Below are 23,732 nucleotides of genomic sequence, written 5' to 3' on the forward strand. Positions count from 1 at the left end.
CCGGCTGGGATGCTGCGGGGTGGGTGGTCCCTGGTGGACACAAGGCGCGGATCGGGCGTGGGTTCGGGCGACGCAGCTGTGCTCATCCTGAATGCCGGTCTCTATCCGCTGTGGGCGCGACGTTCCTGGCCACAAGACCACGCTTCGACACCCCCACACCGCCACCGTTGTCCAGGTGATGCGAACACACGCCACTTCGGGCAATTTCCCGCCTGCCGCACAAAATGTTAATAAGCGGTAATCGTTGTGAGTTCTGCAACGTTTTATTGCGATATGTGCGCTAGACGCAGAGGGTTTGGCGGCGTTATCTGACTATCGAGTACCGAATTTAGCGAAGGGTCTCGTCATGACGTCACTAACTGTGACACCGGAATTGGTGACAATTGCCGCGTCGGATCTCGCCCGGGTGGGACGGACGATCGCCGAGGCTTGCGAGGCGGCGGCGTGGCCGACCACCGCACTTGAGGCTGCTGCCGCTGATGAGGTGTCTACAGCGATCGCGAGCCTGTTTGGAACTCACGGCCAGGATTATCAGACGCTGAGCCGGCAGATTGCGTTTTTCCACGAGCGATTTGTGCGGGCCGTGTCCGCCAGCGCGGACTCGTATATGCGTGCCGAGGCAATAGCTGCGTCACCACTGCAGAGTCTCGAACGCGATGTGCTGGCGGTGCTGAACGCACCTACCGAATTACTGTTGGGCCGGCCATTGGTCGGTAATGGTCTCGATGGGACCGCGCCCGGGCAATCGGGGGGGGCTGCTGGGCTGTTGTTCGGCAACGGCGGCAACGGAGCGGCCGGTGCCAATCCCGGCATAGCGGGTGGCGCGGGCGGCGCCGCAGGACTCTTCGGCACCGGCGGCACCGGTGGCATCGGCGGCGCGGGCGCACCAGGTGGGACAGGTGGTACCGGTGGCTGGCTGTGGGGCAACGGGGGGCCCGGCGGTACCGGCGGGGTGGCGCTCGGCCCGGGATCGGCTGGCGGTACGGGAGGGCTTGGTGGCCATGCGAGTTTGTTCGGCGCCGGCGGCGTTGGAGGCACTGGTGGGGCAGGGTTCGTAGGCGCTGCCGGAGGGGGCGGAGAGGCCGGGGGTGCCGGCGGAACCGGCGGTACCGGCGGTACCGGCGGTAGGGGCGGCTGGCTGTGGGGGAACGGAGGGACCGGAGGGGCCGGCGGGGTCGGCGGGTTGGGCGGTCATGGCGGTGCGGGGACGGCCGGCGCGGGTGCAGCGGGGGCCGGAATGGCCGGCGGCGATGGCGGCGATGGCGCTGCCGGCGGCAACGGCGGCACTGGTGGGGTCGGCGGCCAAGGCGGTGCTTCTGGTCTTCTTGGCCGGGCCGGCGGGCAAGGGGCCGGCGGTCCTGGCGGGACCGGGGGCGCAGGCGGAGTGGGTGGTGACGGCGCGGACGGCGCTGCGGGCTCCTGGACGGTGAACAACGGTGTCGGAGGCAGCGGCGGCCACGGCGGAGATCCCGGTGCCGGCGGTGCCGGCGGCGCCGGCGGGACCGGGGCCACCAGCGGTACTCCCGGGGCAACCGGAACCACCCCGACCAGCGGCGGCAACGGCGGAGACGGCGGCGCCGGAGCAGCAGGCGCCACCGCAGGCCAGTCCGGTGCCACCGGTGGCACGGGCGGCAACGGCGGCACCGTCGGCAACGGCGGCAACGGCGGCACCGGCGGCAAAGGCGCCAACGGAGCCGACGGAGCCGACGCCACCACCCCCGGCGCCCACGGCACCGACGGCAAAGCTGCCGGAGCCGGCGGCAACGGCGGAAACGGCGGCGCAGCAGGCACCCACGCCGGCAACGGCGGCAACGGCGGTGACGCCGGCGCCGGCGGCGACGGAGGAAAAGGCGGCGCAGGCAGCAACGGCGCGTCCGCCAAAGCCAATACCGGCGACAACGGGCAAGACGGCGGCAACGGCGGGGCCGGCGGCTCCGGCGGAGCAGGCGGCACCGGCGGAGCAGGCGGCGCCGCCACCGCAGGCCATGCCGGCACCAACGGAATCGGCGGCAACGGCGGCAACGGCGGGCGCGGAGGCACACCCGCCGACGGCGGCCATGGGGCCGAAGGCTCCTGGACGGTGAACAACGGTGTCGGCGGCAGCGGCGGCCACGGCGGAGATCCCGGTGCCGGCGGTGCCGGCGGCGCCGGCGGGACCGGGGCCACCAGCGGTACTCCCGGGGCAACCGGAACCACCCCGACCAGCGGCGGCAACGGCGGAGACGGCGGCGCCGGAGCAGCAGGCGCCACCGCAGGCCAGTCCGGTGCCACCGGTGGCACGGGCGGCAACGGCGGCACCGTCGGCAACGGCGGCAACGGCGGCACCGGCGGCAAAGGCGCCAACGGAGCCGACGGAGCCGACGCCACCACCCCCGGCGCCCACGGCACCGACGGCAAAGCTGCCGGAGCCGGCGGCAACGGCGGAAACGGCGGCGCAGCAGGCACCCACGCCGGCAACGGCGGCAACGGCGGTGACGCCGGCGCCGGCGGCGACGGAGGAAAAGGCGGCGCAGGCAGCAACGGCGCGTCCGCCAAGGCCAATACCGGCGACAACGGGCAAGACGGCGGCAACGGCGGGGCCGGCGGCTCCGGCGGAGCAGGCGGCACCGGCGGAGCAGGCGGCGCCGCCACCGCAGGCCATGCCGGCACCAACGGAATCGGCGGCAACGGCGGCGACGGCGGCGACGGCGGGGCCGCGGGCCTTGGCGGCGACGGCGGCGACGGAAACAAAACAGACGGGCCTGTCAGCGGCGGCAACGGCGGCAAGGGTGGCAGCGGTGGCGACGGCGGCGTCCCAGGCGGCGGCGCCTCTGGTTCGAGCGACGGCGCATCGGGCACGCCCAGCCCAGGCGGCGACGGTGGCAACGGCGGCGCCGGCGGCAACTTAGTCGGGACCCAAAGCGCCAAGACCGGCGGTAAGGGTGGCGACGGCGGCGCCGGCGGTGGCGCCAGCGGCGACGGCTCGACCGGTGCCGCCGGCGGAAAAGGCGGCGTGGGCGGCCCGGGCGGGCGAGGGGATCTTCATAACGTCGGGGCGATATCTGGCGGCGGGACCGGCGGGGCCGGCGGGACAGGCGGCGCCGGCGGCACCAGCGGCACTTTTGGGGGAAGCGGCACCGGCGGAGTGGGCGGCACCGGCGGGGCAGGCGGCGCCGGGGGCGACGCTGCGAAAGCAGGGACCGGAGGCGTCGGCGGCACGGGCGGATTGGGTGGAACTGGTGTCGTCACCACGGGCAGCAAGGGCGGCGCCGGCGGGACGGGCGGCGTCGGCGGCCCCGGCGGCAACGGAGAGGATTCGGGCGACGGTGGTGGCGGGGGCATCGGCGGAATGGGAGGCTCTGGCATCACCGGTGGCCGAGGGGGGGACGGCGGCACTGGCGGGCAAAGCGGAGAAAGCGGCTTTGGCGGCAGTGGGGGGAACGGGGGGATGGGCGGCTCCGGAAACTCAGGGCCCGGCGGCCTTCCCACCCCAGGCCTACCCGGCCAGAGTTCTGACGACGGTGGATCCGGTGGCTCGGGTGGTGCGGGAGGTGCGGGCGGTCCCATGTAACCATCGCGGTTAGACTCCGTGCGGCTGGAATCCGTGCTGACCAAGATGCGCTCTAGGCCATAGTGCCTCGGTTCTCGACCTCGTGAGCGGCTAGCACCAGACTCATTGACCTCCAACCGGGCGGCCGCCCGCACCCCTCCCCGCTCCCAGGAACGCTAGAACCAGACTCTTCGTCCTCCCACCGGGCGCCCAACCGCACCCAGAATCCACAAAATCACACCGACGAGCACGAGAATGCCGCCGATCGTGTAAAGAATTGGGATACCGGCGAAATAGCCGATCAGCAGCAAAATAATTCCCAGGATGATCACGTCGCGCCCCTTCTGTTGAACGCTGTCTAATTGGCAGATCCAACATCGGTGTACCCCGCGATATGTGCGTCCAATCACAACGCACTGTCACAGATCTACATCGGATGCCCGTGCACAGCGGCCAGCACCAGGGCGACCCAGCCGGCCGAGATCGCCAGTGCCGCTATCGCTTCGCGGCGGCCTTGGAGGCTGGTGTCGGGCTCGGTCAACGCGGCGATCGCGCAGAAGACGCCCAGCAGGACCGCTCCGACGATGCTGAATGCCAAGGCGGCCGAGGCGTATCCACTGGTGGCCGGCTCGGGCGCGGCGTCTGCAACGGATCCGGCGGAAATGTCGGTGGTCATGGCAGGCAGGCTGGCAGTCGCACCTTGACGGGTTCTAAATGAATTCTTGGAGCGGCCGAAATCGCACCCGTGTGCCGTGGCGCGGAGCAAGCATGATGGACCGGCGCACCACTTGCTCCGACCGGGAATCCACGGCGCTGAATTCCCCGCCGCGCAGCAACACGTGTAGCACGGTGACCAATTCCCGCATCGAAAAGGCGGCGCCCAGACACCGTTTCACACCGCCGCCGAAGGGAAGCCACGCATAGGTCTGGGGCCGCACGCCCAGGAAGCGCTCGGGCATGAACTCCCGGGGATTCTCGTAGACGGCCGGATTGCGGTTGATCGCGATGATGTGCACGACGATCCGTGTCCCCGCGGCGATCGAATAGCCGCCCAGCCGGAAGGGTTGCGCCGCCACCCGGGAGGTCAACGGAGCGGGCGGGCGGATCCGCAACGCCTCCTCGATGACCGCCGTCGTGAACTCCTCGCCGCCGCGCACGGCCTCCTCTCGCACCCGGGCCAGCGCAGCAGGATGGTGCAGCAGCAGGTCGAACACCCACGCCAGCGTGGTCGCGGTGGTTTCGTGGCCGGCCAGCATCAAGGTGATCAGGTCGTCGCGAATCTCGCCGTCGGACAACCTTTCTCCGTCGTCTCCCCGGGCGCGCATGAGCAGTGCCAGGATGTCGCGCTGATCGGCCGATGCCGGGTCGTCTCGGCGCGCGGCGATGAGCGGCATTACGAGCTCGTCGATCTCGCGCCTGGCCCGCGCCCGGGCCGGCCACACCCGCAGCGTGCCGAGACCGCGCAGCGCGTAGCGCACGGTCAACTGCTCCGATACGCCCAGATTCAGCAGGTGTTCGAATGGCCGTCCCAGTCGGCGCACCTCGCCGGGGTCCTCGACGCCGAAGATGACCCGCACGATCACGTCCAGCATCAGCGCCCGCGCGGCGTGCAGCATCGAAAAAGGGCGGTCGACGGGCCAACCGCGCATTGCCGCCCGCGTCGATGCCTCGATGATCGGCACGTAGGCATTGAGCGCGACACCGTGCAGCGGGGGCGTCAGCAGACGGCGCCGCCGCAGGTGCTCCGGCTCTTCCTGCACGAACATCGATCCGGACCCGTAGATGGCCGCCGCCGGGCCCACTCCCTCGCCACCGAGCAGTACGTCGGTCGCAGTGGTGAACACCTCCTTGGCCAGCGCCGCGTCCGAGACGATAGCCACGTCACCCAGGCCGAGAATCGGCATCGTCATGATCGGTCCGTACCGGCCGATCAGTCGCATCATGCGGCGCTCGCCCCCCACCAGGTAGGCCAGCGCATACGCGGCGGCGCAAACGCCACGGAACCCGCGCGGAGCGGGCAGTCCGGGCGGCGGGCTCACGCCCAGCGATTGTCCTCTTCGCCGCGGCGAGAGCGAAGCGTCACACGCAGTCCGCGCAGATCTGCCGGCCGCCGCTGGTGTCGCGAAGCCGGTTGCGGTGCTGCACCAGGAAGCAGCTCGAGCAGGTGAACTCGTCCGAGCGCTGGGGAATCACCACCACCGACAGTTCCTCGCTGGACAGGTCGGCACCCGGCAACTCGAAGAAGAGCGACTCGTTGGGGTCGTCGTCGACAACTGCCGTCGTCAGTTTTGGCACGCTGCCCAGTTCACGAAGCGTGGACTGGTCCGCGGCGTCGGCATCGGTCACACGGCGTGCGTCGTAATCACTGACGGTCGTCATGGCAGTTCCTTCCTGCAAAGGTCGGGCTGCTCACCAGATGGTCGCCCGTTGGCACAGGCAGTACCCCTTTCCGGCGCGGCCCACACCCCTTCGGAAGGAAGAATTCTGAGTTGTGCTATGGGTCAGCGCGCGGTCAGTTGCAGCGCCGGCCAGCTCTCCGGGTAGAGCACCGTCTGGGACGCCAGCGCACGCTGGCGACGCATGTCGACCCGCTGATTGCGCGCGACCCAGGCAAGCCCGAGCCAGGGCGACATGATGGCCAACACCAAGGACACTCCGGCCAGCAGCTCATGCCCGGCCGCCATCGCCGTGAGACCGATGGCCAGGCCCACGGCCCAGGTTGCCGCGGCCACCAGGCCGGGCACGCTCACGGCGCGCTCGTCGGAGTCGCTGGCGGCCGGCCCGTGAACGAACGAGTCTGTCCCGATGTACACCATGCTCACTCCAAGAGACGAAGGAAACCTCATTACGGGTTACTATATCCTAGGGATACAGTTGCTGCACTACCCAATTTTGGCGGCGGACCTCAATGATCGCTCGGCATCCTGTTGAGTTCCCTCAGACCGGGTACAAGCTGTCTGTGAGTGATACTGCCGTGTTGATCATCGACATGTTCAACGCCTACGACCATCCCGACGCCGAGCAACTGGCCGACAACGTCGCCGGCATCGTCGATCCGCTGGTCGGCCTGGCCAACGACGCCCGCGAGCACGACGGCGTCGACCTGATCTACGTCAACGACAACCACGGCAACTTCACCGCCGACCGCGAAGCCGTCATCTCCGGCGCACTGCAGGGCAAGCGACCTGAGCTGGTCAAGCCGCTGGTGCCCTCGGCCGACACCTACCTGCTCACGAAGGTTCGCCACAGCGTCTTCTACTCCACGGCACTGGATTATCTGCTGGATCGACTGAAGACCCAGCGGCTCGTGCTGTCCGGTCAGGTCACCGAACAGTGCATCCTCTACAGCGCCCTCGACGGCTACCTTCGCCATTACGAGGTGGTGGTACCGCCCGACGCGGTCGCGAACATCGACGAGGAACTCGGTTCAGCCGCGCTGAAGATGATGGAGCGCAACATGAGCGCCGAACTCGTGTCGGCCGCACACTGCCTGCCGTAGCGCAGGACAAAGCCAGGCACACCCGCAACCGAAGGAGGTCGTGATGACCGGTGGCAAGGAAAAGAGCGAGCAGGACGTGGAGGGCGACGAGCACGTCGCCAACTCACGGGAAGGACGCGAGAGCGACGGCGACTACGTAGGACGCACGGCTGCCGACGACGATTTCGATGCTGGGCTGACAGGCGCTGAGGCGCGCAGCCAGCAGGACTGAATCAGCGGTGCAGGTCGGCCACCAACGGCCGGTGATCCGAAATCGACATCATCTCGGCGATGGTCGCGCCGGCGCAAAGTTCCTTGTCGTCGGTCACGATGTGATCGAGCTGACGAGTCGGCATATCGGCGGGAAAGGTCGCCGCGGTCGCCAGCGGTCTCATACCGGTCCAGCGGTGCACGGGCGCCGGTGTGAGGTTTAAGTCGCCGACCAGCAGCCGTGGCCCCGGCAGACCGCGCAGGTCGCGAATCAGGCGACGCAGTTGGCGCACGTTCCACGCCGGCACGTAGGACAAGTGCGTGTTAGCGACCGTCATCAGCCCCAGCGGCGTCTGCAAGCGCGCGATCACCGCCGCGCGCGGCTCCTCGTCGACGATCATCACCTTGTTGGGTACCGGTAGATACATAGGAAAGCGCATCGGGATGCGGGGCAGCCGCACCACCTGCCAGCTGGTCGCCTGGAATCGCGACAGCAGCGCGATTCCGTACGCCGCAGTCCCGGGTTGTTCCCGGCCGGTGGCCGCCATCCACGTCGCCCCGGGTGTTCCCGAGATAGCGGCCACGAACCGGTGCTCCACCGCACCCATCGCCTCGGCGGCGGCCGTGAGGTCGGCCCGACCGGACCGGAGCTGGTCGAAGTCGACCTCTTGCAAAGCGAGTACATCCGGGTCCAGGCGCCGCACGCAGTCCTGCAGCCGCTGCGGGTCCACGCCGTCTCCGACGGTGCGGCCGTGCAGGATGTTGAAGGTCGCTATTCGCACGACCGTTCCTGCACTCCCGGCACGTTTTCCCGGGCCGCCACCGAGAGCGCATGACCGGTCTCAAATACGTCGATGACGACGTCGTCATCTCGGTAGCGCCCCAGCGGCACGAGTCCAGGCGTCGCGGCGATCACGGTGTGGGCCGCGTCGCCCGTGAGCGGGTAATCGTCGACCGGGTGCCGCCAGTGGGCGGCGATGACGGTGGCCCCAGGCAGCAGTCGAGGACACTCCCGGCGCATCACCTGCGCCAAGGTGTCCGCGCTCAGGTAGTAGGCGATCTCGCTGAGCACCAGCAGATCGAACGGGCCGCCCGGCCAGGGCTCGTCCAGCGACCCGCGCATCAATGTCACCCCGTCGAGACGCCCGCTGCGCCGCAACCGCTCATCGGCGGCCCGGATGGCCGCGTCAGCCACATCGCCGGCGGTGACGTGGTCACAGCGCAGCGCCAATTCGGCGGTCAACATCCCGATCGAGCAGCCCGGCTCGAATGCATGCCGATATCGCTGCCCGGGCAGCAACGCCATTGTGATCGCATACTTGCGCTGTTCGTACCAGCGAGTCGAGAGCTCCCACGGGTCCTCGGCGCGGGCGTACATGCGGTCGAAGTAGTCGTCGGGGAGTCGGGTGGTCATCGGAAAACCACCTCGCCCACCGCCAGGAGCCTGCGCAGCACGAACGCCGGCAAAACCGGATCCCGGCCCTCGAACTGACTCGAAAAGCACTGTGCAGCTTCGCTTTTACGCTCTACCGCCCACCGCTCCAGCGGCATCGACAAGGCGCGGTTCCAGGGCACGACGGGATCGCCGGGACTAGCCCAGTGCCACATCCACACCGGATACTCCAGCAGGGTCACACCGGTGCGGGCGCACGCGGTCGCCGCCGCCCGCCCGACCGCCTCATGATCCGGGTGACCGTCACCGCGCCAGTTCGCCGCGCACCAGGACCCAGGCGGGCAGTCGCGCAGAATCTCGCCGATCAGCCCGGCGAGACGACCCTCGTGCTCGCCCAACCGCCCGTCCGGCAACCGCAGCGTCCGCGGCGTGCCAACACCCAGAACCGCTGCGGCATTGAACAACTCGTCACGACGCGCGCCTTCGAGCCGGGCCCGCTCGGCCACCGACGCGTCCGGACGTGCGGCGCCTCCGTCACTCACCGACACCACCTCGACGTTGACGCCCGCTGCGGCCAGTTGAGCGATCGTCGCTCCCATTCCCAAAGTTTCGTCGTCGGGGTGCGCCGCAATGACGATCAAGCCGGTGCATGCGGTCAGGTCCAACTCGGGGGGCCGAGGCACATCCAGCCAGGCCTGCACCGGGGTGCCGCCGCCGGTCAACGGTCTGGCCGCAAATCGCGGCCCATTGGTCGCCGGCGTGCCCCTCAATGGCTGCGTCGCCCGGCCAGGCGGCCCAGTTCGGCGAGGTCCCGCTCCGCATGACTTTGTCGGATATAGATGGTCAGGTCAGCTACCCGCTGAGCGTGCCGACCGTCCTGGCACAGCGGACCGGGTCCGAGGGCGCGTCCGGTGCGGGTGATTGCTTCGTCGACGGCGTGTTCCACCACCGCACGGACGCGGCGAGCCAGCAATTGAGCGGTTCCCGCCCGGTCGAACGGGTCGGCGTCGATCTGAGCGGCGGCCGCGGCCAGTATCGCGTCGCCGGCTGCCAGCGCGGCATCGACCGCACCCAGGTGCGCCAAGGCGTAGGCGTCAGCCGACTCACTGCGGGCGCTGCGATACAGCGGCTCGGCCACCCGGCGCGCCCCCCCGAGCCAGCAGGCGGCGACGCCGATCGCCCCATGCCAGAAGCCGGCCCGGGTCAGATACTGCCCCGGCTCCCCGACCAGAATCGCGTGGACGTTGTTGAACTGCACCGACCGGGTGTCACTGCCCGCCATGCCATGGTTCCACCAAGTGCTGGGCAGTGGCTTCACCCCGGCGTCGGTGAGGGTTACGGCGAACAGGCCCCGCTGCCCCTCCGGCAGCTGCGCGGAAACCAGCGCGTTGGTGCAGAACCCGGCGCCCGAACACCACACCTTGGTGCCGTTGAGCAGGAACTCGTCGCCGGACACACTGGTCGCGGTCAACTTCGCGTCGGAAGCCTCGGCCGCCCACACACCCCAGAGTTGACTCGGTTCGGGCGGTTTGCCGCCCAGTTCGTGCAATATCGCGACGGCGTCGACGTGAGCTTCGGCGATGCGAGCCGCCGCGATATCGTCCTGCGCCAGACGCGTCAGCTGCTGCAGGCGCTCCGCGGTATACCCCGCCGCCGGCAGCGGCAGTTCCAATCGTCCCGATTCCAACCAATGTTTGACTAATCCGGCGGTCATGCGACATCCCCCGTCGCGCTTTCGGCAAGCGTGTTCAAGTGATCAGCAAATCCGCGCGGCGCCCGAGCCTGGATTCGCGCCGAGGTGACAACCGATCGTGCGGTGTCTCGGCAAATTCGGTAGCCAGCATGCTCGAACCGGGCTACCAAGTCAACGTCCTCCCCGGATGCCAGGGCGCGAAAGCCACCAACGCGCCAGTAAGCCCGGGAGCTGAAGGCCATGTTGGCGCCGTGCACGTGGTCGTGGTCCTCGTCAACGCGCGAGTCGTAGACCCGCTGATACCGGTCGGCCACCTCCGAGCGATGGTCTTGCCAGTCGGTCACCCTGACCAAGCCCAGGAACATGTCCGCGTCACAGACCAACTGTCGCGCCAACCACTGCGGGTCCACGGTGCTGTCCGCATCCGTGGTGGCGTACCAGGAGTCGGCATCCGGCCCGCGCAGCGCGCGGGCAAACTCGAAGCCCGCAGCACGAGCCGCGCCCACGTTGTGGGACTCGACCCGCACGAAGTGGACGTCGGATCCGTACTCCCCGGCCAACCGTTCGCTCTCGTCTTCGGTGGCGTCAAGCACGACGATGACGGTGACTGGAACCGAAACACACAAACCGGCGGTGACCAGCGCGGAAAGACACTGGGGAAGTTGTTTCCGCTCATTGTGGGCTGGTATTACGACGGCAACCTGGTCGTAGGTACGCGACACTGCGGCTGACATAATGAATCTAATTTCCCGTTTCGATACCGGCTAAACGGTGCGGCGACAGCACAAGCCCGGTCACGGTTGCCATCGGCCAAGGCCGGGTATGCACCAGCGACGATGGATTTGCCTGCCGAGCCACGCTGCACCGAACTTCGCGAAGCGCTGCGTTGTGCGGTGTCGGCGCTCAAAGAGCACGGCCCCCCGTTCGCGCTGACGGGCAGTTACGCGCTGTGGGCCTACGGCGCTCCCGAGCCGAACCACGATGTCGACATAGTGCTGGCTGAAGCTGATATTCCGGCGGCCGCCACCACCCTCGGTAAGGCTGAATTCCGCATCGAACGTCCACCGGAGGACTGGCTGTTCAAGGCGCACTTCGGCGAGACCGGCGAGACCGTGGTCGACGTTCTGCACCGCGTCAACGGCGCGACAGTCACTCCGGACGCCTTGGACTGCGCCGAGCAGCGCGTGGTGTTGGCCATCTCGATCCCGGTACTGCCGCCTACCGAGGTATTCATTCAGAAGCTTCGTGCCCTCACCGACCACTACTGCGATTTTGCGAAGCTGCTGCCGGCCGCGCGGGCGGTCCGCGAACAGCTGGACTGGCACCACATCGCCGCAGAGACAGCGGACAACGATTTCGCGGCCGCCTTCCTGATACTGGTGGACCGGTTGGGCATCACTGCGTAGATCCGCCGAATACGGGTATCTCCCACCACTATGGACTCGCAACCGAGTCGTGGACTCCGCCGTGACCAAGACCTCGAAGATGTGGTCGACGAACTGCAGCAGAACGTGACCGACGAACGACGGGATCAGGCCGTCCCCGGCAACGCGACCGAACGCGAACAAGCGCCGACGCGGGGAGCGCAGGACGAGCCCCCGGACTGATCAATGGTTGCGCAGCTTGTCGACCAGTTCGTCTTTCGTCAGGCTCGAATATCCGCTCGTACCCAGCTCTTTGGCACGCTTCTTCAGCTCCGGCACGGTCCAGTCCGGGTACGACTCGGACCTGCTTCCCTTGCGCGCGACCTTGGATTTCCCTTGTCCGGCGGCCGCATTGGAAATCCGTGCGGCTTTCTGCTTCGAATCGCCCTTCTTGCGTAGTTCTTCATAGAGCTTTTCGTTCTTGACCGACGAATTCGGCACAGCGGCCACCTCTCGACATTGAGTAAGGGTGCCCGTATCGGCGCCGATCAAACCGTTGCGCCGGTCGACGAAATCGTCCGCCGGCCGAGGTTCTTGACGTAGTCGGACCGCGCCGCAGGACATCTCTCCTGCCACCCGGGCCGTGGTACCGGACTTGTCGCCCCAGGGGGTGCGGGTCCCGGTCGCCGCTGTTTCAGACAGCGGATACCGGGAACCCGAGGATGCGTTGCCGCCCACTTGGAACGGCAACCAAAAATAGATGGGAAAGCAAATGAGCGACAAGGACAGTGGACCTCAAGAAGGCATCAAGGGTGTCGCCGAGGGCATCAAGGGCAAGGCCAAAGAGGCCGTCGGCACGGTGACCGGCAGCGACGATCTGAAGAACGAGGGCCAGGCCCAGCAGGACAAGGCCGACGCCCAGCGCGACGTCGCCAAGAAGGAGGCGGAGGCCGAGGCCGCACGCAGCGGCGCCGAAGCCGCCGAAGAACGTCAGAAATCCAACCAGTAGCAGTTCTGCGGCAGCGGCCCTGGCCTTTCAGCCAGGGCCGCACCTGCCTCATATACGTTATGCCCCAACGCTTCCCGCCTGGCTCGCCCGTCCCGCGACGAATTGTTGTGTCCACGCGCCAGGCACGTGCCGCAACGGCATTCAGCAGATCGTAGGCGTTTGCCCCTGGCCGCGGGCCCGGTGCGCGAAATACTGTAGACATGATTCGCCGAAACAATCCCCCCGGTCCAGTTTTCCCTGGTTCTGAGCGGGAACGAAAAATGTGATGCACATGAGCAATGGAGACTGCGACCTCGCCGGTGTGGTTGCCATCGGCGCTTCGGCGGGGGGAGTGGAGGCGCTGACGCAGTTGGCGGAAGGGCTGTCTGCCGATCTCCCGTACGCATTTCTCGTCACTTTGCATCTGTCGCCAGCGGCGCCGAGCGTGCTGGCCAGCATCGTCGGTCGCCGCGGTCCATTGCCCGCGGTCGCCGCCGAACACGGCACCGAAGTCAAGCCGGCCCACATCTACCTAGCCATCCCGGACCACCACCTGCTGGTCGGCGACCACCGGGTGGTGCTGTCGCGAGGACCGACCGAGAACGGACACCGGCCGGCGATCAACGCGTTATTTCGTTCTGCGGCCTTGGTCTTCGGACCCCGTGCGATCGGAGTGCTGCTCTCCGGGGTGCTCGACGACGGCGTGCAGGGGCTGGAGACGATCCGCGCCCGCGGCGGGGTAACGATCGGTCAGACGCCGGACGACGCTCTTTTTCCCGCTATGCCGACTAACGCGGCCGCCGCCGGGATACTGGACTACCAGGTCAGCGCCGCCGGCGTCGGCCCCCTACTCAAAGAACTCGCGCGGCGTGAGATCACCAGTCGCGGCGCCGCACCGGATGAGACGCTGGAGTTGGAGAACCGGATCGCCATGGCACCGCAATTCGCCACCGAGTTCGACACCGAACGCTTGGGCCCCGCCTCGGGGTACACCTGCCCCGACTGCAACGGATCCCTCACCGCGTTGGGCCACAACAACTTCCGATGCCGGGTCGGCCACGCCTGGTCGCCCGAGTCGCTGCTCACCGCTCGCGATGACGAATTCGAAGCCGCGCTGTGGGTGGCGCTGCGCAGTCTGCGGGAAAAGGCCGGACTAGCCAGGAAATTGGCTGACCGCACCGGGCATGGGCTGATGGCCGAGCGCTACCGCCACAATGCTGAAGAAGCGGAACGCTCCCTGGCCGTGCTCAGCGAGCGACTCGGGCTGTCTGGGCGCCCACATGACGCGGATGGCTGACCCCAGCCCCGCCGTCGTGATCGCCACGGACCGCTGTGGTGACGCCGCCATCTTGCGTGTCGACGGCGTGCTGGACAGTTCGACCTATCGGGGTCTGCGCGACTGCGTCATCAAGGCGGCGCTGGACGAGCCGAACGCGGTCATCGTCGACGTCAATCGGTTGGAAGTGCCCGGTCCGTCGGCGTGGTCGGTGTTCACCAGCGCGCGCTGGCATGTCAACATCTGGCCAGACGTCCCGATTCTGTTGGTATCCGGGGATATTCGTGATCGACGAGCCATCGCCCGCTGCGGTGTAGCCCGGTACGTGCCGGTGCACCCGACCCGCGAGGCCGCGCTGCGTGCCGTCAGTGGCTCCGCCGTGCGCAGTCGCCGCCGGGGGCGCGCGGTGCTCCCCCGTGGCCGGGTCGGTATTCGCCCCGCTCGGACCCTGATCGACGAATGGCTTACCGCGTGGTCGCGGGATGGCCTGATACCGGTCGCCAGCACCGTCGCGACCGTTTTCGTCGAAAACGTGTTGGAACACACCGAGAGCGCACCGGTCTTGATTGCGGAAAGTTACGGAGGCTGCGTGACGGTCGCCGTAGAAGACGGCAGCCAACAACCGGCGATCCGCCACGAGGACACCGGCTACGGCGCCGACCTCGTATCCGGCCTGTCCGTCGTCTCGGTCCTGTGCCGTGCCTGGGGCAGCACGCCAACTCCGTCCGGCAAGACGGTATGGGCTGTCGTCGGACACGAAAATCAGTTGTAACGCTCGCGGGTAGTGTTCACATTCTTCGGCAACGCAAGGCGGACGGCACTGCGATGAACGACACCACCGACGAGCACTTCGAGGCTCTGGTCCGTTACCTGCGCGATACACGTGGCTTCGACTTCACCGGCTACAAGCGGGCGTCGCTGATGCGTCGGGTCCGCCATCGCATGGAACAGGCCGGCTGTGTCAGCTTCGAGAGCTATCTGGACATCCTGCAGGCCAGTTCCGACGAGTTCGCTGCGCTGTTCAACACCGTCCTGATCAATGTGACCGCATTCTTCCGCGACCCTGGGGCATGGGATTTCGTAGCCAGCGACGTCATTCCTCGGTTGCTGGCCGATCGGGTACTGACGACCCGATTCGAATATGGAGTGCGGGATGCGCGTCAGGACAGGATGCCTACTCGCTGGCCATGCTGCTGGTCGAGGCGATGGGGACCGACGCCTTCCGGCAGCGCGTGAAGATCTACGCCACCGACATCGACGAGGACGCACTTCGCCAGGCGCGCACCGCTTCATACGACGCCAACGCCGTGGAGTCGGTGCCAGCGGAGTTTCGGCACCGCTATTTCGAGCGGGTCGGCGAACGGCACGTGTTCAACCAGGACCTGCGCCGGTCGGTGATCTTCGGTCGCAACGACCTCGTCAAGGACGCACCCATCTCCCGGGTCGATCTGCTGATCTGCCGCAACACGCTGATATACCTCAACGCCGAAACTCAGCGAGATGTGTTGAGCCGCTTGAATTTCGCTCTCGCGCCGGCTGGCATCCTGTTCCTCGGGCGCGCCGAGATGCTGCTGAGCCATAGGCAAAAATTCGCCCCCCTGAACCTCGCGCACCGGTTCTTCGTCAAGGCTACCGGATCCCGCGCCGCGCCGGACCGCTACGACCGGAAGGTAGCGCGCCCCGAACGGCCGGGCCAAGCGTCGGACTTGACCACATTGCGCGAGTTGGCGTTTCGTGCCAGCCCGGTGGCTCAGATCGTTGTCACCAGCGAAGACACCGTCGCGATGATCAACCAACGAGCCGAAGCCGTCTTCGACCTGTCGCCGCGCGACATCGGCCGACCGCTGCGCGATCTCGAGGTGTCCTATCGGCCCGTCGAGTTACGCGGCTATCTGGAACAGGCGAAGGTAGAGCGCCGGCCGGCGCGCATCCCGGAAGCGAAATGGCAACGCCCGGGCCTCGATACAGAGTGGTTTGAGATCGACGTCAATCCGCTCGTGGGCGCCGATAACGGCCTTCTCGGCGTCTCGATCGCCTACTTCGACGTCACCGCCACGCGAACCCTGCTCGACAAGGTCGTGCATACCAATCGGCAGCTCGAAACCGCCTATGAAGAACTGCAGTCCACCAACGAGGAACTCGAAACCACCAACGAAGAGCTGCAATCGATGGTCGAGGAACTCGAGACCACCAACGAGGAACTGCAGTCGACCAACGAAGAACTCGAGACGATGAATGAGGAGTTAGAGTCCGCTAACGACGAATTGCACGCCAGCAGCACCGCACTGCGGGAACGCGGCGCTCAACTGGATGAAGCGAGGAACTTCCTCGGCGCGTTGATCGCCGGGCTACCACAGGGTTTGGTGATCGTCGACCGCGAAATGCGGGTACTGACGTGGAACCGCGCCTGCGAGGACCTCTGGGGCCTACGAACCGAGGAAACGATCGGTAAGAAGCTGACCGCGCTGGATTTCGGCCTTCCGATGCAAAGCGTGCTGCCATTGGTCGGCGATGCGTTCGTGGACCCGGCCGCTTCGGGTGAGTCTGTGGTGGATGCGGTGGACCGGAGGGGTCGTCCGGCGCGGGTAAGGGTGATCTGTACCTCACTGCCCGAACCGGACGGCGACATCGCCGGTTCGTTGCTGTCGATCGAGGTCCTGGGCTGATTCGCGCCTGAATCGCGCTACGTCCGGGTCCCGCACCTCCTATCCAGTAAGCGAACCGGTTGCTCGGCATCGTTTGCCAGGTACCGGGCCCGGTAACCCGATACTGCGTGAAGATCGCCATCGTTTGGGGCGACGACGTCTGCGCCGATTACCGGGACCTCGTCGGGACCGAAGTAGAAGACGAGTGCCGAAGCCTTTGTGCGGCGTTGGCAGCCCAGGGTCACACCGTGACCGTCCACACACGCGAAAGCGTCGGCCCACCTGCACCGGCGGCCCCAGCCAAGGTGTTGCCGTTCGTCGGCGATTGGGGCGCCGAGCTCTCCGTTCAGTGGTCCAGTGAACCGCCCGACATCGTGCACAGCTTCGGCTGGCTGGGCGGACTGGCCGCACAATTGGCGGCCCGCCGCAATCAACTGGTCACCGTCCAGAGCTTTTCCGGCCTGGCCGCGACGACGTCGGGTCCGGGTCACGCACAGTCTGCCGATTCCGAGCGTGCCCGCCTCGAACCGTTGTTGATCCGTAGCGCAGCCTGGGTGACGGGCGGTAGCAGCGAAGAACTCGACGTGCTGACGAGATTGCGCCGCCATCGGGCCCGCACTTCTGTCCTGTCGACCGGGGTCGACGTCAAGCACTACACCTGCACCGATCCCAAATGGGCGGACAACTCCAGCTGCCGGATATTGCAATGTGCGCCGAACTTACAGCCCTGCAACGGCTTCGATAGAACCATTCGGGCACTGCCGCACGTTCCGGACAGCGAACTCGTCATCGCGCAGACGTCCGCCGACGACAGCCGCAACAGACGGGAGCGGGTCAAGCTCAAGCGGATGGCCGCCGAATTGGGCGTGGGCAGTCGAGTGCATTTCACCGGTTATGTTGCACCCGAGGACATTCCGTTGCTGTTCTGGTCGGCCGACATCGTCGCCTGCACCCCGAGGCTGGCACCGCGCGCCACCCCGGCACTGCGGGCCATGGCCAGTGGACGTGTCGTAGTGGGAACTACCGTGGGCGCCCTCATGGATGCCGTGATCGGGAACGTCACCGGCCTACTGGTTTCCCCCACCAAACCGTACGAACTGGTCGGGGCGTTCAAAGCGATGCAGCACCACAGTTTTCGGCGCCAGAGCATGGGTTCGGCGGGACGCTCCCGGGCGACGTCCCGCTTCACCTGGGACCGGATCGCCCAAGACGCGTTGAGCATTTATCACCAGGCGAGTCACGTGAAAACCAGCGCCATAGCTTAGGACAACGAAGATATGACAACCGCGCCATATGCCGGGGACACTGCCGACCAATCGACGGAGACTCGCCCCCCGGAGACCATCCGGTATGCGAAGTTCCATACCGGCGAATCCGAGGCGGCGAAGCGATTCTTCGCCCAGGCCTACCAACCTGGCTGGCGTACCAGCAGCCTGGCAGGTGGCTCCTCGGTCACCCATCAACGCTTCGAGTCCGCAGCCGTCACCATCGACGAGGTGCTGATCGAGGGCCGGGTGGGCTGCGAAATCCGCACTACCGACACTGCGGTGGTGATCCACCCACGTGCGGGTTCGTTGACGCTGGCCGGTGACCCGGGAAGCAGAATGGATACCCCGGTCATCGCGGCCGACGGACTACCCTGCGCCATCCAGGCGAATACGGCGCGATTTCACGTCGTGCGGATGGATCTGCGCCATCTCGCCCAGGTCGCGGCGGAGAAGACCGGGCCGCTACCCCAGCAGATCCGGTTCGCGAGCTGCCGGCCACGCTCGACGGCCGCGGCGCGGGCCTGGAACCAGGCGCTGGACTACGTCATCGCCAGCTTCTCCTACGCCGAAACCGCACAGCACCCCCTTCTCGTCAACGCGGCGGGTCAGCTACTCGGTGCCGCGTTGCTTGAGTGTTTCCCGTCGAACATGAGCGACGGCCAGGACCTGCTGCGCAATCCGTCGGTGCCGCCGACTCTGAAAGGCGCAATCTCCTTCATTCACCGCCACGCAGGAGACGGCATCGGAGTCAATGACGTCGCGGACGCACTGCGCATGACCTCCCGCGCGGTGCAGTACCTGTTCCGGCAGCACCTGGAGACCACTCCCACCGAATATCTACGGCGCGTCCGGCTGCACCATGCGCATCAGGAACTGATCAACAGCGACCGGTCCGATACCACCGTCAGCGAAGTGGCCCATCGGTGGAGCTTCGCCCACACCGGCCGGTTTGCAGCCCTGTATCGCAAGACCTACGGCCAGAGCCCGCATGCCACGCTCCAGCAGTAACTTCTAGAGCCCGTTTCGGGTGCGCAGCAACCTGTCCACCCGATCGGCCGCGTTGTCGCTCAGCACGTCCTGTGCGGTGATCTCGTCGACCACCCGCTCGGCGATGTCGCGCAACTTGACGTTGGACTCCTGTGACAGCTTCACCAGCAGATCGAATGCCGACTCGGCGTTGACGCCGTAGCGCAGCATCAGGATGCCCATCGCCTGATTGATCACCGCCCGCCGCGAATCGACGGCCAGCAGCGCCTCACTCAGGTGTTTTTGCAGGTCGGCGTCGAACTGGTCGGTGACGTCGATGTAGAAGCCGCCGATGCCGAGCAGCCGGCCGTCCGGTCCGCCGAACCGGTCCCCCACCACGACGACAACGTGCGTTTCACCGCGTGTGTCGACGATGCGGTGCCTGCTGCTGAAGGGGGCGCCGTGCCTACGCACCTGCTCGATGAGCTCTGGAACTGTCGGCCTGTCGTCGGGATGCTTGTGTTTGAGCAGTAGTTGGGTCGTCGGCTGCACGCTGCCCGGCTCATAGCCGTGCATTCGGGCAACCTCTTCCGACCACTCCCACCGGTCCTCACGGGCCAGGTAGCGAAATCTCCCCACCAGTGGCCACCGGCGACCCCTCTTTCGCCGCGAATCTGCACACACCAGGACCATAATATTCCGACCGGAGCGCCCCGGCTGAACTTCGGTGGTGGCTTGGTTCGCTTTCCGGACAAAGTCCACGAAGCGAAACGGTCTATCCAGGCCGGATCTAGGCCGACTTGGCCAGCACAGATGACCGGGACTTGTTGTCGCCCTTCGCGACTCGATGGATCATCACCCGGGTGGCCTTCTCCAGCACCCCTTGCGCCGCATCCGGGCGGTCACAGCGCACGGCACGCCGCACCGCCGCGGCAATGGTGACACCCTGCCGGTAGCCGCTGATCACCCGCGGATCGACATAGGAACTTCGAGCTACCGCAGGCGTGTTGCCCAACTCCTCGGAGACTTCCCGCATCACCGCGGCCTCGACCCGCTTGGCCACCCGCCCGCACACCGGCGGGTCAGCGTCGGCGAAGGCTGCTGCAGCCAGGACGGTGCCGTGCCAGGTCCGTAGATCCTTCACGCTGTAGTCGGAGCCGACCAACTCCTTGAACCGGGCATTGAGGTCGGCGCTGTGCACGTCGACCCATTCGGAGGCGTTGCGCCACACCAGAAATCGTCCCGCGCAGTCGGTTCTGCGTAACAACGCGCGCACCGCCCGCACCACCTGGGCGTTTTCGATCTCATACTGACGACGCACCCCGCTCTTGGCGGGGTAGTCGAAAGCGACCGCGTCGCGGCGCACCGTCACGTGCTCACAAAGCAGCGTGGCCAGGCCGTAGGACTCGTTCTCTTCGGCGTACTGCTCGCCGCCGGCGCGGAAGTAGCCGAGGTCGACCAGATGAAGGCCCAGGGCGAGAACGCGGTCGCGGGTCAGGCCCCGCCCGTCCAGATCGCGGGCAATCCGCTCGCGCCACGCCGGCAACTCCTTGGACAGCTCGAGCACCCGGTCGAATTTCTCCTCCGCCCGTTCCTGCTGCCAGCTCTGGTGGTAGAGGTACTGCCGACGCCCCGCCGCGTCGGTGCCGACGGCCTGGATGTGCCCGTTGGCGTAGGGCGAAATCCACACCTTCTTCCACGCCGGGGGTATCACCAGGTCCTTGATCCGCTGCAGCACATCGGCATCGGTCAGCCGCTCGTCATCGCGTCCGTAGTAGGCGAAACCCTTGCCGCGGCGCTTGCGGGTAAAGCCGGCCTTGGTTAAGTCACTGCGGCGCAGCCGCATCGAAATCCTCCGCTGTCCCCGACGTCGTGTCGGCTGAACGCTGGATAACCCGCTCAGCCGCCGCTCACACCTGCCGGCCGCTGGTAACCCGGCTCCCGCAGCAGACCTGCCCTTGAATAAGGAACGACCCGCCACTGCACTGTGGCGGGCCGTTGCCTCATGACCGGAATCAGCCGGCCATGAATTCCTGGTAGGCCGATTCCAGGTTCGGCGGCAATGCGGAGACGTTGCACTGACGTTCCGTGTCGCCGATTGGCGCCAGAATTCCGCGCAGGTCGTAGTACTCGTTGGGGTGCGCGGTGAAGTAGCCCCGAAGGTTGGCTGCGGCTTCTCCGCGCGGCTGCCCGAATGCCGCCGTGACCGCCTGGTTGGCGCCCGGGTGGCCGGCAAGGTACTGCTCGGCCGCGCCCCGCGCCGAAGTGACGGTGGAGTTGACGCCCTGCGGGCTGCAGTCGGGCGCCGCCGCGGCCGACGGCGCGCCGACGATACCCATGGCGATTCCCCCGAGCAGACAACCGGCGCTGATACCCGCGACGCGGTGGCGAGCGACGATACTGCTGAATTTCATGATGTTTGTTCCTCCGAATGAGTGAACCGATCGTTGGGGTCCCGATCCCCTGAAATCCAAGGTAGCGGAAGGCAAAAGCAACCAATGGCGAAGTCAATGGTCAGAAAACGAAGGACGTGCGGCGGCGCTGATGAATATGTGACACATGAAACTCACGTGGCATACTTAGCCGATCAAATAAGCCAGAAAATCGCCAAAAAATGAGTATTCTTAGAAAAAGTCTTGAACTCTAAGGAGGCCATGATCCCATTTCGTGACAGAAATGTTATCCGTGTCCGCCCGTCTACCGGTTGAGTTTGCCTTCACGCGCACCGGTCAGGGCGTCGTCCAGCGTCGGATACAGCGGAAAAGTCTTGTCCAGGCCGGTCAGATGAATCGGCCGTCGCGTCGCCGGTCCCCGCGCCACCACACCGAACTCCGCCGCGTCGCCGAGTTTCTCGCAGGTTGCGGCCAGGATCTTCAACCCCACCGACCCGAGGAACTCCACTCCGGACAGATCGATGATCAGCGCGGACGGGTTGTTGACCGCCACGCCGCCGATGGCCTCCTCCAGAGCCGGAGCGGTCACCAGGTCGATTTCGCCGCCAATGCTGAGTACAACGATTCCGTCATGGTCGGCGACCGTGGCGGTGATCGAATCAGGAGCTGACAACTGGCGATCCTTCAGTCCGGGCCTCATGAGTCGGCGAGTGTGCTGCAAGCCTAACCTGCCGTGCTTACCGCAAGAAGTAGAAGACCTCAACACGTCCCTCGTCACAGCTCAAGCTACTCTCCCCATAGAGGCCTGCGGTGGGCTAGGAGGGGCGCATGTCAGATTTGCCGTCAGAATCCAGCAGCACCGGTAACAGCGTCTCCTCCGAAGGTTTGCTGCCGCAACTCGTCCAACACCTGCGGCGAAATCGGACAGCGCTGCGCGAAGAGTGGGCCCGCCGGATCACCGAGGCCGAGCTGTTGACCGCGATGACGCCGGAGGAGATCTTCTCCGAGGCGACCGCCGTCTACGACAACTACGTCGAGGTCCTCGAGACCGGTAGCGTCGAGGCGCTACAGGACTACGCCCGCGACCTCTCCGAACGCATCATCCCGCGCGGCGTGGAGACCGATGAGGTGCTGGGCATCGTGCTGCTGCTGCGCGACGTGCTGGCGCGGTCGCTGTTCGAGAAGTACCAGGCGGAATTCGACATGCTCAACCGGGTGCTCGACGCCTACGAGCCGGCGGCCAACCGCATCGCCAACACGGTGGGCGTCAGCTTCGTGCAGGAACGCGAGCGCATCATCCGCCAACAGCAGGAGGCCATCCGCGAGCTGTCCACGCCGGTGTTGCAGGTTCGCGAACAGCTGCTGATTCTGCCGATCATCGGGGTGCTCGACAGCCAGCGAGCCCGGCAGGTCACCGAGCAACTGCTGCGCGCCATTCGCGCCAATCGCGCGAAGGTGGTCGTCATCGACATCACCGGCGTCCCCACCATCGACTCCACGGTGGCCAACCACCTGGTGCAGACCGTCGACGCGTCGGGTCTGATGGGCGCCAGCGTCATCATCACCGGCCTGTCCTCCGAGATCGCCCTGACCCTGGTGACCATCGGACTGGACCTGTCGAAGATGAACGCCGTCGGCGACCTGCAGGGCGGCATCGAGGAAGCCGAGCGCTTGCTCGGGTACGAAGTCACCCGCACCGGCGAATAGTCCGGCGAGAAGTCCATGCCCGTACCCATTTTGAAGCAGGGCGCGATCCTGATCGCCACTGTGCAGGCCGCCCTTACCGACTCCGACACCGAACGGTTGCGTGAAGACCTGATGGAGCGGGTCAGCCGGTTCCGCGCTCAGGGGATCGTCGTCGACGTCACGGCCATCGACGTGATGGACTCCTTCGCGGCCCGGTCGCTGCGCACGATCGCGCACATGACCCGGTTACGCGGGGCGACCACGGTGATCGTGGGTCTGCAACCCGAGGTGGCGTTTGCCATGGTGCAGTTGGGGCTGGCCTTCGACGACATGAGCACCGCCCTCGACCTCGAAGAGGGCATAGCCCTGCTGAACAAGGAATTGGGGCTGGGGCTGGGCAAATCGATGATCGGGCGCGACGGTGGCGGCTGAGACGGTGGTCGCTATCAACACCTCCGACGACATCGTCGCTGCCCGCAAAGCCGGCCACCAGCTCGCGCTGGAACTGGGGTTCTCGTTGACCGACGTCACCATGATCGCCACCGCGATCTCGGAGATCGCCCGCAATATCACCAGCTATGCCGGACACGGTGAGGTACGGGTCGCCGTCGACGAGCGAGAGGGACGCAAGGCGCTGGTGGTGCGCGCCGCGGACGAAGGCCCCGGGATCGCCGACATCGACCGTGCGATGGAGGACGGATACACCACCGGTCGCGGACTCGGCATGGGTTTGCCGGGAGCGCGGCGGCTGATGGATCGCCTGGTCGTGGAGTCATCACTCGGCCGCGGCACGGTCATCGAGATGTGGAAGTGGGTGCCGGCGCGTGCCTGACCGCGCCCGGT

Annotated in this window: 28 protein-coding genes and 1 pseudogene; 14 read left to right on the forward strand and 15 right to left on the reverse strand. The window is 66.7% G+C overall.

Going from position 1 to position 23,732, the window contains the following annotated elements; translation table 11 throughout:
• Nucleotides 1–346: 346 nt before the first annotated feature.
• Nucleotides 347–3,550: a PE family protein gene (locus JX552_RS28940; protein WP_205875237.1), complete on the forward strand. Its 3,204-nt coding sequence runs from the start codon at nt 347–349 to the stop codon at nt 3,548–3,550.
• 155 nt (nt 3,551–3,705) lie between these two features.
• Here the strand turns inward: JX552_RS28940 and JX552_RS28945 are convergent, their stop codons facing one another.
• The 5 genes from JX552_RS28945 to JX552_RS28965 all read right to left on the reverse strand — a co-directional run bounded on the left by JX552_RS28945 (nt 3,706) and on the right by JX552_RS28965 (nt 6,375).
• The gene (locus tag JX552_RS28945; protein ID WP_120794271.1) at nt 3,706–3,861 is read right to left on the reverse strand and encodes a hypothetical protein; all 156 of its coding nucleotides are present in this window, start codon (nt 3,859–3,861) and stop codon (nt 3,706–3,708) included.
• A 95-nt stretch (nt 3,862–3,956) separates the two neighbouring features.
• Nucleotides 3,957–4,205, reverse strand: a complete 249-nt coding sequence (locus JX552_RS28950) for a hypothetical protein (RefSeq protein WP_205875238.1) — start codon at nt 4,203–4,205, stop codon at nt 3,957–3,959.
• Nucleotides 4,206–4,239: 34 nt separating this feature from the next.
• Nucleotides 4,240–5,568 (reverse strand): cytochrome P450, encoded by a 1,329-nt coding sequence (locus tag JX552_RS28955; protein ID WP_241010757.1) that lies wholly within the window; start codon nt 5,566–5,568, stop codon nt 4,240–4,242.
• A 40-nt stretch (nt 5,569–5,608) separates the two neighbouring features.
• Entirely contained in the window at nt 5,609–5,908 is a 300-nt protein-coding gene (locus tag JX552_RS28960) for a DUF4193 domain-containing protein (protein WP_205875239.1), read from the reverse strand.
• 122 nt (nt 5,909–6,030) lie between these two features.
• A complete protein-coding gene (locus JX552_RS28965; protein ID WP_205875240.1) occupies nt 6,031–6,375 on the reverse strand; it encodes a hypothetical protein in 345 nt (114 codons plus the stop codon).
• A gap of 113 nt (nt 6,376–6,488) precedes the next feature.
• On the opposite strand from JX552_RS28965, the gene JX552_RS28970 reads away from it, so the two are divergent.
• Nucleotides 6,489–7,028 (forward strand): cysteine hydrolase family protein, encoded by a 540-nt coding sequence (locus tag JX552_RS28970; protein WP_205875241.1) that lies wholly within the window; start codon nt 6,489–6,491, stop codon nt 7,026–7,028.
• A 43-nt stretch (nt 7,029–7,071) separates the two neighbouring features.
• A complete protein-coding gene (locus JX552_RS28975) occupies nt 7,072–7,239 on the forward strand; it encodes a hypothetical protein (protein ID WP_205875242.1) in 168 nt (55 codons plus the stop codon).
• A gap of 1 nt (nt 7,240) precedes the next feature.
• On the opposite strand, the gene JX552_RS28980 is transcribed toward JX552_RS28975, so the two are convergent.
• The 5 genes from JX552_RS28980 to JX552_RS29000 are packed head-to-tail and all read right to left on the reverse strand — an operon-like array spanning nt 7,241 to nt 11,037.
• The gene (locus JX552_RS28980) at nt 7,241–7,999 is read right to left on the reverse strand and encodes an endonuclease/exonuclease/phosphatase family protein (RefSeq protein WP_205875243.1); all 759 of its coding nucleotides are present in this window, start codon (nt 7,997–7,999) and stop codon (nt 7,241–7,243) included.
• Entirely contained in the window at nt 7,990–8,631 is a 642-nt protein-coding gene (locus tag JX552_RS28985) for an SAM-dependent methyltransferase (protein WP_205875244.1), read from the reverse strand. The genes JX552_RS28980 and JX552_RS28985 overlap by 10 nt, the downstream gene beginning before the upstream one ends.
• Nucleotides 8,628–9,380 carry a PIG-L deacetylase family protein gene (locus tag JX552_RS28990; RefSeq protein WP_205875245.1) on the reverse strand — a complete coding sequence of 251 codons (753 nt, stop codon included), beginning with the start codon at nt 9,378–9,380 and terminating at the stop codon, nt 8,628–8,630. Before JX552_RS28990 ends, JX552_RS28985 begins: the two co-directional genes overlap by 4 nt.
• Nucleotides 9,377–10,324: an acyl-CoA dehydrogenase family protein gene (locus tag JX552_RS28995; protein WP_205875246.1), complete on the reverse strand. Its 948-nt coding sequence runs from the start codon at nt 10,322–10,324 to the stop codon at nt 9,377–9,379. Before JX552_RS28995 ends, JX552_RS28990 begins: the two co-directional genes overlap by 4 nt.
• Entirely contained in the window at nt 10,321–11,037 is a 717-nt protein-coding gene (locus tag JX552_RS29000; RefSeq protein ID WP_205875247.1) for a glycosyltransferase family 2 protein, read from the reverse strand. The genes JX552_RS28995 and JX552_RS29000 overlap by 4 nt, the downstream gene beginning before the upstream one ends.
• Nucleotides 11,038–11,139: 102 nt before the next feature.
• Between JX552_RS29000 and JX552_RS29005 the strand changes: the two genes are divergently transcribed.
• Both JX552_RS29005 and JX552_RS29010 read left to right on the forward strand, forming a co-directional pair.
• The gene (locus tag JX552_RS29005; protein ID WP_205875248.1) at nt 11,140–11,709 is read left to right on the forward strand and encodes a nucleotidyltransferase family protein; all 570 of its coding nucleotides are present in this window, start codon (nt 11,140–11,142) and stop codon (nt 11,707–11,709) included.
• Between the two features lie 30 nt (nt 11,710–11,739).
• Nucleotides 11,740–11,910, forward strand: coding sequence for a hypothetical protein (locus tag JX552_RS29010; RefSeq protein WP_205875249.1), 171 nt, complete (start codon nt 11,740–11,742; stop codon nt 11,908–11,910).
• On the opposite strand, the gene JX552_RS29015 is transcribed toward JX552_RS29010, so the two are convergent.
• Complete coding sequence (locus JX552_RS29015; RefSeq protein ID WP_205878745.1) at nt 11,911–12,168, reverse strand: DUF7218 family protein; 258 nt, start codon at nt 12,166–12,168, stop codon at nt 11,911–11,913.
• A gap of 271 nt (nt 12,169–12,439) precedes the next feature.
• On the opposite strand from JX552_RS29015, the gene mbp1 reads away from it, so the two are divergent.
• The 6 genes and pseudogenes from mbp1 (at nt 12,440) to JX552_RS29045 (ending at nt 18,852) form a co-directional block, all read left to right on the forward strand.
• Nucleotides 12,440–12,676 carry a microaggregate-binding protein 1 gene (gene mbp1 / locus JX552_RS29020; protein WP_205875250.1) on the forward strand — a complete coding sequence of 79 codons (237 nt, stop codon included), beginning with the start codon at nt 12,440–12,442 and terminating at the stop codon, nt 12,674–12,676.
• Nucleotides 12,677–12,947: 271 nt separating this feature from the next.
• Nucleotides 12,948–13,952, forward strand: a complete 1,005-nt coding sequence (locus JX552_RS29025; RefSeq protein WP_205875251.1) for a chemotaxis protein CheB — start codon at nt 12,948–12,950, stop codon at nt 13,950–13,952.
• Nucleotides 13,945–14,703, forward strand: a complete 759-nt coding sequence (locus tag JX552_RS29030) for an STAS domain-containing protein (protein WP_205875252.1) — start codon at nt 13,945–13,947, stop codon at nt 14,701–14,703. Before JX552_RS29025 ends, JX552_RS29030 begins: the two co-directional genes overlap by 8 nt.
• Nucleotides 14,704–14,756: 53 nt before the next feature.
• Nucleotides 14,757–16,597 (forward strand): annotated as a pseudogene (locus tag JX552_RS29035) (CheR family methyltransferase).
• A gap of 107 nt (nt 16,598–16,704) precedes the next feature.
• Nucleotides 16,705–17,841 (forward strand): glycosyltransferase, encoded by a 1,137-nt coding sequence (locus JX552_RS29040; protein WP_241010758.1) that lies wholly within the window; start codon nt 16,705–16,707, stop codon nt 17,839–17,841.
• Nucleotides 17,842–17,853: 12 nt separating this feature from the next.
• Nucleotides 17,854–18,852 carry a helix-turn-helix transcriptional regulator gene (locus JX552_RS29045; RefSeq protein ID WP_205875253.1) on the forward strand — a complete coding sequence of 333 codons (999 nt, stop codon included), beginning with the start codon at nt 17,854–17,856 and terminating at the stop codon, nt 18,850–18,852.
• Nucleotides 18,853–18,855: 3 nt separating this feature from the next.
• Here the strand turns inward: JX552_RS29045 and JX552_RS29050 are convergent, their stop codons facing one another.
• From JX552_RS29050 to JX552_RS29065, 4 genes are all read right to left on the reverse strand, one after another.
• Nucleotides 18,856–19,449, reverse strand: coding sequence for a PAS and ANTAR domain-containing protein (locus tag JX552_RS29050; protein ID WP_241010759.1), 594 nt, complete (start codon nt 19,447–19,449; stop codon nt 18,856–18,858).
• A 151-nt stretch (nt 19,450–19,600) separates the two neighbouring features.
• Nucleotides 19,601–20,656: a DNA topoisomerase IB gene (locus tag JX552_RS29055; protein ID WP_205875254.1), complete on the reverse strand. Its 1,056-nt coding sequence runs from the start codon at nt 20,654–20,656 to the stop codon at nt 19,601–19,603.
• Nucleotides 20,657–20,825: 169 nt separating this feature from the next.
• Complete coding sequence (locus JX552_RS29060; protein WP_205875255.1) at nt 20,826–21,224, reverse strand: heme-binding protein; 399 nt, start codon at nt 21,222–21,224, stop codon at nt 20,826–20,828.
• Between the two features lie 283 nt (nt 21,225–21,507).
• Nucleotides 21,508–21,876 (reverse strand): STAS domain-containing protein, encoded by a 369-nt coding sequence (locus JX552_RS29065; RefSeq protein ID WP_241010760.1) that lies wholly within the window; start codon nt 21,874–21,876, stop codon nt 21,508–21,510.
• 155 nt (nt 21,877–22,031) lie between these two features.
• Here JX552_RS29065 and JX552_RS29070 point away from each other — a divergent pair, with 155 nt between their 5' ends.
• From JX552_RS29070 to JX552_RS29080, 3 genes are read left to right on the forward strand one after another with little or no spacing between them, the layout of a single operon-like run.
• On the forward strand, nt 22,032–22,910 hold the full coding sequence (locus JX552_RS29070) for an STAS domain-containing protein (protein ID WP_065132436.1): 879 nt from the start codon (nt 22,032–22,034) through the stop codon (nt 22,908–22,910).
• A 15-nt stretch (nt 22,911–22,925) separates the two neighbouring features.
• On the forward strand, nt 22,926–23,321 hold the full coding sequence (locus tag JX552_RS29075; protein WP_205875257.1) for an STAS domain-containing protein: 396 nt from the start codon (nt 22,926–22,928) through the stop codon (nt 23,319–23,321).
• Nucleotides 23,311–23,721, forward strand: coding sequence for an anti-sigma regulatory factor (locus JX552_RS29080; RefSeq protein ID WP_205875258.1), 411 nt, complete (start codon nt 23,311–23,313; stop codon nt 23,719–23,721). The genes JX552_RS29075 and JX552_RS29080 overlap by 11 nt, the downstream gene beginning before the upstream one ends.
• Nucleotides 23,722–23,732: the final 11 nt, after the last annotated feature.

Source organism: Mycobacterium gordonae, assembly GCF_017086405.1.
Taxonomy (GTDB): domain Bacteria; phylum Actinomycetota; class Actinomycetes; order Mycobacteriales; family Mycobacteriaceae; genus Mycobacterium; species Mycobacterium gordonae_D.

Coding starts and splice junctions, on each gene's coding strand:
- JX552_RS28965 (WP_205875240.1), bottom strand. CDS start 6,375: ATGAGGTTTCCTTCGTCTCTTGGAGTGAGCATGGTGTACATCGGGACA.
- JX552_RS29030 (WP_205875252.1), top strand. CDS start 13,945: ATGGCTGACCCCAGCCCCGCCGTCGTGATCGCCACGGACCGCTGTGGT.
- JX552_RS29045 (WP_205875253.1), top strand. CDS start 17,854: ATGACAACCGCGCCATATGCCGGGGACACTGCCGACCAATCGACGGAG.
- JX552_RS29060 (WP_205875255.1), bottom strand. CDS start 21,224: ATGAAATTCAGCAGTATCGTCGCTCGCCACCGCGTCGCGGGTATCAGC.
- JX552_RS29010 (WP_205875249.1), top strand. CDS start 11,740: ATGGACTCGCAACCGAGTCGTGGACTCCGCCGTGACCAAGACCTCGAA.
- JX552_RS29000 (WP_205875247.1), bottom strand. CDS start 11,037: ATGTCAGCCGCAGTGTCGCGTACCTACGACCAGGTTGCCGTCGTAATA.
- JX552_RS28995 (WP_205875246.1), bottom strand. CDS start 10,324: ATGACCGCCGGATTAGTCAAACATTGGTTGGAATCGGGACGATTGGAA.
- mbp1 (WP_205875250.1), top strand. CDS start 12,440: ATGAGCGACAAGGACAGTGGACCTCAAGAAGGCATCAAGGGTGTCGCC.
- JX552_RS29025 (WP_205875251.1), top strand. CDS start 12,948: ATGAGCAATGGAGACTGCGACCTCGCCGGTGTGGTTGCCATCGGCGCT.
- JX552_RS29055 (WP_205875254.1), bottom strand. CDS start 20,656: ATGCGGCTGCGCCGCAGTGACTTAACCAAGGCCGGCTTTACCCGCAAG.
- JX552_RS29005 (WP_205875248.1), top strand. CDS start 11,140: ATGGATTTGCCTGCCGAGCCACGCTGCACCGAACTTCGCGAAGCGCTG.
- JX552_RS29070 (WP_065132436.1), top strand. CDS start 22,032: ATGTCAGATTTGCCGTCAGAATCCAGCAGCACCGGTAACAGCGTCTCC.
- JX552_RS28960 (WP_205875239.1), bottom strand. CDS start 5,908: ATGACGACCGTCAGTGATTACGACGCACGCCGTGTGACCGATGCCGAC.
- JX552_RS28985 (WP_205875244.1), bottom strand. CDS start 8,631: ATGACCACCCGACTCCCCGACGACTACTTCGACCGCATGTACGCCCGC.
- JX552_RS28950 (WP_205875238.1), bottom strand. CDS start 4,205: ATGACCACCGACATTTCCGCCGGATCCGTTGCAGACGCCGCGCCCGAG.
- JX552_RS29075 (WP_205875257.1), top strand. CDS start 22,926: ATGCCCGTACCCATTTTGAAGCAGGGCGCGATCCTGATCGCCACTGTG.
- JX552_RS28940 (WP_205875237.1), top strand. CDS start 347: ATGACGTCACTAACTGTGACACCGGAATTGGTGACAATTGCCGCGTCG.
- JX552_RS28975 (WP_205875242.1), top strand. CDS start 7,072: ATGACCGGTGGCAAGGAAAAGAGCGAGCAGGACGTGGAGGGCGACGAG.